Here is a 6,614-nt window from a genome sequence, read left to right as displayed (position 1 = left end):
CACGCCTCACATTTGAGCGTATAAAAAAAACCGGTTGCGGGTACATCCGCAACCGGTCTGCTCTTTAAAATCTTCCTGATTTGAGGATCGAATATAAAATGAGCAAAAACATGAAAAATGAAACGACAAAGCTAATTTCTATCACAGGTAATTGGACTAAAAACGAGTTTTGATCGCCAAATGAAGAGCCAATAATGAGCCCGACCATAATAATGCTAAACGCCAAAAGTGTAATGCTAAATGAAATTCGATTACTAATGCGATCAAGCTTTCTAAAGAACAAATTGATCTTTGGCATGCGCACTTCTAACGACAAGTCATCATCTCCGATCCGATCAACTGCTTTTTTCACAGAGTCGGGGAGGGCGAGAATCGTCTTCGATTGCTTTTTAGCATCACGATAAAGTTCTTTCGTCCAGCTTTTCGGATTAATCGTTCGCGGGCGAGCTGCCTACCGTAAGGTTCGGCAATCTCTACAATGCTAAGATTCGGATCAAGTCGCATTAAAATGCTTTCAATCGTTATGACTGCTTTGGCAAGCAGTGTGTATTCTTTATAAATGCGAATGTTGTAACGATGAGACGCGGCAAAGATATCTCGAATCGCCTCACCAATCTTAATGTCTTCAAACGATTGCTCATAGTATTTGTCGAGAAGAAATTCGACCTCTTCGCCAAACTCCTCATGGTCAACCGTATCAGGGACGTCTGCCATTGCATAAATCGTGTCTGTAACTTCACGAATGTCACGACGAGTCATCGCGATCACATAACTGATGAACTGATTTCTCATCGTCTTATTCAAGCGACCCACTTGACCGAAGTCAAACATACAAATCTGATCATCTTTCGTAATGCTAAAGTTACCTGGATGAGGATCACTGTGGAACAATCCGTCAATCAACACTTGATGTAAAAACGCATCAGCAAGTTCACGGGCATAACGATTCCCTTGTTCTTCATTTTCAGGGTGCCAATCATGCAAACTAACCCCGTCAATAAATTCCATCGTAATCATTTTGCGAGTGCTGTACTTTTCATAAATGCTTGGAATGGAGATTAAGGAGAAATCAGCCATGTTCGCACGCATTTTCTCCGTGTTTCGCACTTCAATCGTATAGTCCGCTTCATTTCGAATGGCTTCCGCAAATTCATCAGCGATTTCTTCGAGGCGATAATACTCTGCCCAGCGAAAACGTTGTGTAAAAAGCTTTGCTAAGTCATGTAAAATGTCTAAATCCTTCTCAATCGTTTCTTTAATGTTAGGCCTTGCAACTTTTACAGCAACGACCGAGCCATCGAATAATGTCGCACGATGTACTTGACCAATTGATGCGGCTGCAATAGGGGTCTCATCAAACGATTGATAGGCTTTATGTAATGGCATGTTTAGTTCTTCTTCAACAATGTTCTTTAGTTCGCTGAATTTAAACGGCGGTACATTGTCTTGAAGCTCAACAAGTTCATCAACGATATAGTTCGGAAAGAGGTCTTCTCTCGTACTAATCATCTGACCGAGCTTAATAAACGTGGGACCAAGCTCTTCGAGAGCGTTTCGAATCCGCTCTCCGATGAGCCGATAGTTAGGGTCGCTAGGATTGGTAGCGAGTCGTTTCGGTAAAGAAAGGACGTGAAATAGACCGACTTCTTTAAGGACATAACCGAAACCGTGTCTTGCTAAAACGGTTACGATTTTACGGTAGCGGTTTGCGTGTTTTAAACCGTTGGAAAGCAATAGTCATCTTCCTTTTTACTCGTTGTCGTCGTTACGATCCTTCATTTGACGCTCTTTGAGCAAGCTTTCCAAATGAGTAAGTTTCTCTTCAACACGTTCTAAGTCATCACGTGTAGCAAGACCCATATCATTGAACATGGATTTCATCTTCGTTTTCGACGACTCCGTCCATTCTTGTTCTTTCGTTTCGCCCCGTTTAATTAATTCATCTGCAAATTGCTCTGCTTCTTTCGGGGTAATTCTACCACGTGATACGAGGTCATCTAAATACGTTTGTACTTTCTCAGTGCCTGCAACAGCAGCACCTAGACCTAGAAAAAAACCATTCTTTAACCACTCGTTCATCGTAAAAGCCTCCCTCATCATAGCGTTCTAACTATTTATTTTCCCGTTTTTGAACCGTTTTACTCTTCTTTCTACAAATTAATTGTTGTCTTTAAACGTAGAAATGAGCAAGTAAATAATCGTTGCAAATGAAAACACAGTTAATGAGACGATTAGAAACGTGCTAGCTTCACTTCCTGCATCATCTTCGCCATATGCAGCAAACGACTGCACTGGAATTAAGAAAAGAACTAGAAAAGAGAAGAACGCCGTTGATAATTTTGCTTTCATGTTTAATTTCCTCCTTCATTCACGGTATTACCTCATTCATTATAGAAGTAAAACGTCCGTTTTTCAACGCAGACCGCCGAAGATTTGCTAGAAATCCTTCTGATGTGCAAGTGATCGTGAAATTTTTGCAGAAAAGCTTAAAGGATTAGGAAAGAGTGGCGCATTGTTGAAACACACATGCTATAATTGATACATTATCTAGAAAAGCGTTAATTGTTAAATAAAAAGGCGGTTTAGTTATGGCAGAGAATCAACAAATGATGAACAAAGTACAGCTAGAAGACATTATTATTGCCCATCAGACGTTAAAAGATGTCGTTACCCATACGCCATTGCAACGAGATGAAGTACTCTCTGAGCGTTATGGTGCGAATATTTACTTAAAGCGAGAAGATATGCAAGTCGTTCGATCATTTAAGATTCGCGGCGCATATAACTTAATGAAGAGCTTATCTGATGAGGAATTGGAAAATGGGGTCGTCTGTGCAAGTGCAGGAAACCACGCCCAAGGCGTTGCCTACTCTTGCCGCATTATGAAAGTAAAAGGCGCCATCTTCATGCCGACTACGACGCCACGTCAAAAGCAAGACCAAGTGAAACAATTTGGCAAAGAATTCGTCGATGTCATTATTACTGGCGATACGTTTGACGATGCGTTCAAAGAAGCGAAGCGTTATGAAGAGAAGCATGGCATGACATTTGTGCACCCTTTTGATAATGAGAAGATTATTGCTGGCCAAGGAACGGTCGGTATGGAAATTTTAAATGACATCGGTGGGCAAATTGATTACGTATTTGCCTCAATCGGTGGTGGCGGGTTAATGGCTGGGCTCGGTACGTACGTAAAGTCCATCCAACCACAGGCAAAGCTAATTGGCGTAGAGCCTGAAGGTGCCCCCTCTATGCAACAGGCACTCTTAAGAAAAGAAGTCATTGAACTTGAAGAGATCGATAAGTTCGTAGACGGTGCTGCTGTGCAACGCGTTGGTGAGCAAACGTTTAAGATGTGTGAGCAGTTAATTGATGACATCGTTCTCGTTCCTGAAGGAAAAGTCTGTTCAACCATTCTTGAGCTTTACAATCAGCAAGCAATCGTTGCTGAGCCAGCTGGAGCCATGTCAATTTCAGCATTGGATTTCTATAAAGATGAAATAAAGGGCAAAACAGTCGTATGTGTCGTTAGTGGTGGGAACAATGATATTGGTCGTATGGCCGAAATGCGCGAGCGCTCGTTAATTTATGAAGGACTGCAACATTACTTTATCGTGAACTTCCCACAACGCGCTGGAGCATTGCGAGAATTTCTAAATGACGTGTTAGGACCAGACGATGATATTACACGGTTCGATTATGTCAAGAAGAACAATCGATCCATCGCACCAGCTCTCGTTGGCATCGAATTAAAGTCAGCAGCTGACTACCCTGTGCTTATTCAACGAATGAAAGCCGAAGGATTTGATGTTGATGAAATTTCTACGTCAGATAAATTGTTTAACTTTGTACTATGATTATCCGTAGTCGAAGTGATGAATGGGTCCTCTTTAATCAACATGAGCACGGGATGTTCACGGGACAATTGGCTCGGTGTTGGGGAGACGACATTCGCTTAAAACGCTCCGGCTTTACGGATGTTGTAACGGCTTGTTTTGAACATGACCGAGGTTGGCAAGTGGAAGATCATGTTCCTCGTTTTAACGAGAGTGAAGCGATGCCGTATGATTTCACATCGTTTCCAGATCCACTGAAGATCCCTCTGTATGAAAAGGGAATTACAGAAGCGGCTTTCATGAATAAACGTGCGGGTTATTTGATCAGTCAACATTTATCTAGTTTTTATGAAGCGCAAACAGACGATCTAGCAACCAAGTTCAAACAACAAGAAGAAAAAAAAGAAGGCGCGAACTAGGGCTATCGCTAGACAATCAAGACGATCTTCGGTACGATTTATCCGTACTTCGTCTATTAGATGAGATTTCACTTTATGTTGCACTAAATGAGCCAGGTGTGAACAAAGAAGATGAATGGCCGTGGTTTAAACGAGGGTTTTCACAAACATTCTCGTTTTTAGGCGATCAGACGATTGAAGCGAATTGGAATGATCATCAGTCTGTCACGCTCCATCCTTTTCCTTTTCGCACTACTGTGACCGTTCCTCATAATTATCGAACGGTAAAGAAAACGAATGACAGTCCAGATGATTTCTTAAAAGCGTTTCAAACTAGTTCCCTACAAACCTTATGGGTGACGTTTAAACCGGTCACTTAATGGGAAATGACGTTTCAAGAACCTCGATCTTTCGGATTGGGGTTCTTCCTATGTAAGGAGGATTTTATGATTGCTGAACTATCTGAACAACAATTCAATGAGTACGAACGAGGATACGTCTTAGTCGTCTCGCCGTTTTGTTATACGTGTCAGATTGCAGAGCGATTTGTTTATGAGGCAAGTAAAGTGTGTGGAATCGAAGGTTCTGTGTACAAAATCAATTTGCAATTAACGAAGCACGTCGCTGAAAAAGAACAAATCATGTCGGTACCGACGTTATTGTATAAAGACGGTGAACATCGAGAAAGACTTGTGACGATGAAAAGCGTTCTGAACGTCGTTCATTGGATGAGTGCAAGAGAGGAGGAGCATTAATATGAAGCTCGCGCCTTCGTTTTCGCTGTATAACCCTGTAACGAATACGTATCATTCGTTAGAAGATTATGCAGGGAGCCCACTATTGCTAACATTTTGGGCATCATGGTGTCCAGATTCACAAATTGATCTTGATAAAAAAAACGCGGCTCTATGAACAATTATCAACGACTGGATTACACATGCTTTTTGTGAATGTTGTTGGTCGTGAACGTGAAGAAGGAGCAGGGGAGAAGCTGATGAACACATTAGGAAACCCTGTACCTTACGTACTAGACAACCAACTTGATACGTATCGAGCCTATCGATGTGAAGGGGTTCCCTCGACATTTATCATCGATAGTGAAAGTAAGATTGTCAAAACGTTTGGTGATACTGAAGATTTTACAGTAATTATGAAACATCTCGTGCCTTACATTCGTTAAATAGAAAAGCAACGGTTGATTTGGTATGATAGATACCGAGACAGACGTAGCAGTTTTAGGAGGAATAACGATGCAAATCCGATCCATTGAACCAACACCAAGCCCGAATACGATGAAGCTAACGCTTGATCAAGCGTTAGGATCTGGCAAAAGCAACAACTATACGAAAGACAATCATAGTGATGCACCAAAAGAAATTCAAGAACTCTTCAAAATTGAAGGCATCAAAGGTGTGTATCACGTAGCTGATTTTATTGCACTTGAACGCGAACCAAAGGCGAAATGGGAGCCCGTTTTGCAGAAGGCAAGACAAGTGTTTGGAGAAGATACAAAAGAAGACACGAATGAAGAACAAGTCGTAGCTGATCATTACGGTGAAGTACAAGTACAACTTCAAATGTTTAAAAACATCCCAATGCAGGTGAAGCTTTTAACGTCTGATGAGGAAAAGCGTGTCGGTTTGCCTGAGCGTTTTGAACAAGCTGCATTTAAAGCAGCGAATGCGGACGATAACATTGTATTAGATCGTTCTTGGGAAGAACGTGCTGTTCGTTACGGGAACGACCTTGAAGAAATCGGTCAAGAAGTGTTAGAAGAAGTGAAGGCAGCATACGATCAAGAACGATTAGATCGCCTCGTTCACTATGCAACGGATAGCAGTTCAGTAGAACGTCCAAAGCCTTATGCAGTGACGAAAGAAATGCTAGAAGATCCAGATTGGAAAAAGCGTTTTGCAGCGCTCGATCAGATGGATCCAACAGAAGATGATCTAGAAATCTTAAGCATCGCTATGAAAGATGAGAAGCTTTCTGTGCGCCGCCTCGCTGTAACGTTAATTGGAATGGTTGAAACCAAAGCTATTCTTCCTTATTTATATGAAGCGATGAAAGACAAATCCGCAACCATTCGTCGAACAGCTGCAGACACGTTTTCTGACTTAGGAGATCCAAGTGCGATGGATGAAGTGATCAAAAGCTTGAACGATAAGAGTAAGCTCGTGCGTTGGAGAGCGGCAATGTTCTTGTTTGAAGTTGGAGATGAACGTGCAATTGAACCATTAAAAGCAGCCATTCCAGATCCTGAATTTGAAGTGGATATGCAAATGAAAATGGCACTAAAACGAATCGAAGGCGGAGAAGAAGCTAAAGGTTCCGTTTGGAAACAAATGACAGAGTCAGTAAGAGCGAAAGACTAATTAGA

The 6,614-nt window shown here is 41.7% G+C and carries 9 protein-coding genes and 1 pseudogene; 6 read left to right on the top strand and 4 right to left on the bottom strand.

The features are described from left to right. Positions 1-64: 64 nt before the first annotated feature. From JCM19055_RS24050 to JCM19055_RS13505, 4 genes are all read right to left on the bottom strand, one after another. On the bottom strand, positions 65-352 hold the full coding sequence (locus JCM19055_RS24050; protein ID WP_052366333.1) for a hypothetical protein: 288 nt from the start codon (positions 350-352) through the stop codon (positions 65-67). Next, positions 349-1,734 carry an AarF/ABC1/UbiB kinase family protein gene (locus JCM19055_RS13515; RefSeq protein ID WP_052366332.1) on the bottom strand — a complete coding sequence of 462 codons (1,386 nt, stop codon included), beginning with the start codon at positions 1,732-1,734 and terminating at the stop codon, positions 349-351. The genes JCM19055_RS24050 and JCM19055_RS13515 overlap by 4 nt, the downstream gene beginning before the upstream one ends. Positions 1,735-1,749: 15 nt before the next feature. Beyond that, complete coding sequence (locus JCM19055_RS13510) at positions 1,750-2,079, bottom strand: phasin family protein (RefSeq protein WP_042360092.1); 330 nt, start codon at positions 2,077-2,079, stop codon at positions 1,750-1,752. 78 nt (positions 2,080-2,157) lie between these two features. Next, positions 2,158-2,349, bottom strand: a complete 192-nt coding sequence (locus JCM19055_RS13505) for a hypothetical protein (RefSeq protein ID WP_042360091.1) — start codon at positions 2,347-2,349, stop codon at positions 2,158-2,160. A gap of 239 nt (positions 2,350-2,588) precedes the next feature. Between JCM19055_RS13505 and ilvA the strand changes: the two genes are divergently transcribed. The 6 genes and pseudogenes from ilvA (at position 2,589) to JCM19055_RS13475 (ending at position 6,609) form a co-directional block, all read left to right on the top strand. Further along, positions 2,589-3,857 (top strand): threonine ammonia-lyase IlvA, encoded by a 1,269-nt coding sequence (gene ilvA, locus JCM19055_RS13500; RefSeq protein WP_042360090.1) that lies wholly within the window; start codon positions 2,589-2,591, stop codon positions 3,855-3,857. Next, positions 3,854-4,614 (top strand): annotated as a pseudogene (locus JCM19055_RS31915) (DUF3891 family protein). Before ilvA ends, JCM19055_RS31915 begins: the two are co-directional and overlap by 4 nt. A gap of 66 nt (positions 4,615-4,680) precedes the next feature. Continuing rightward, entirely contained in the window at positions 4,681-4,989 is a 309-nt protein-coding gene (locus JCM19055_RS13485) for a thioredoxin family protein (protein ID WP_042360087.1), read from the top strand. Position 4,990: 1 nt separating this feature from the next. Next, positions 4,991-5,146: a peroxiredoxin gene (locus tag JCM19055_RS25590; RefSeq protein ID WP_081833695.1), complete on the top strand. Its 156-nt coding sequence runs from the start codon at positions 4,991-4,993 to the stop codon at positions 5,144-5,146. Beyond that, the gene (locus tag JCM19055_RS13480) at positions 5,121-5,414 is read left to right on the top strand and encodes a hypothetical protein (protein WP_042360086.1); all 294 of its coding nucleotides are present in this window, start codon (positions 5,121-5,123) and stop codon (positions 5,412-5,414) included. The genes JCM19055_RS25590 and JCM19055_RS13480 overlap by 26 nt, the downstream gene beginning before the upstream one ends. 70 nt (positions 5,415-5,484) lie before the next feature. After that, positions 5,485-6,609 carry a virulence factor gene (locus tag JCM19055_RS13475; protein ID WP_042360085.1) on the top strand — a complete coding sequence of 375 codons (1,125 nt, stop codon included), beginning with the start codon at positions 5,485-5,487 and terminating at the stop codon, positions 6,607-6,609. Positions 6,610-6,614: the final 5 nt, after the last annotated feature.

Source organism: Geomicrobium sp. JCM 19055 (assembly GCF_000698185.1).
Taxonomy (GTDB): Bacteria; Bacillota; Bacilli; order Bacillales; family Marinococcaceae; genus Geomicrobium_A; species Geomicrobium_A sediminis.
Note: the sequence above shows the minus strand (reverse complement) of the source record. Positions and strands in the feature narration are given on the sequence as shown.

Coding starts and splice junctions, on each gene's coding strand:
- JCM19055_RS13510 (WP_042360092.1), bottom strand. CDS start 2,079: ATGAACGAGTGGTTAAAGAATGGTTTTTTTCTAGGTCTAGGTGCTGCT.
- JCM19055_RS13505 (WP_042360091.1), bottom strand. CDS start 2,349: ATGAAAGCAAAATTATCAACGGCGTTCTTCTCTTTTCTAGTTCTTTTC.
- ilvA (WP_042360090.1), top strand. CDS start 2,589: ATGGCAGAGAATCAACAAATGATGAACAAAGTACAGCTAGAAGACATT.
- JCM19055_RS13485 (WP_042360087.1), top strand. CDS start 4,681: ATGATTGCTGAACTATCTGAACAACAATTCAATGAGTACGAACGAGGA.
- JCM19055_RS25590 (WP_081833695.1), top strand. CDS start 4,991: ATGAAGCTCGCGCCTTCGTTTTCGCTGTATAACCCTGTAACGAATACG.
- JCM19055_RS13475 (WP_042360085.1), top strand. CDS start 5,485: ATGCAAATCCGATCCATTGAACCAACACCAAGCCCGAATACGATGAAG.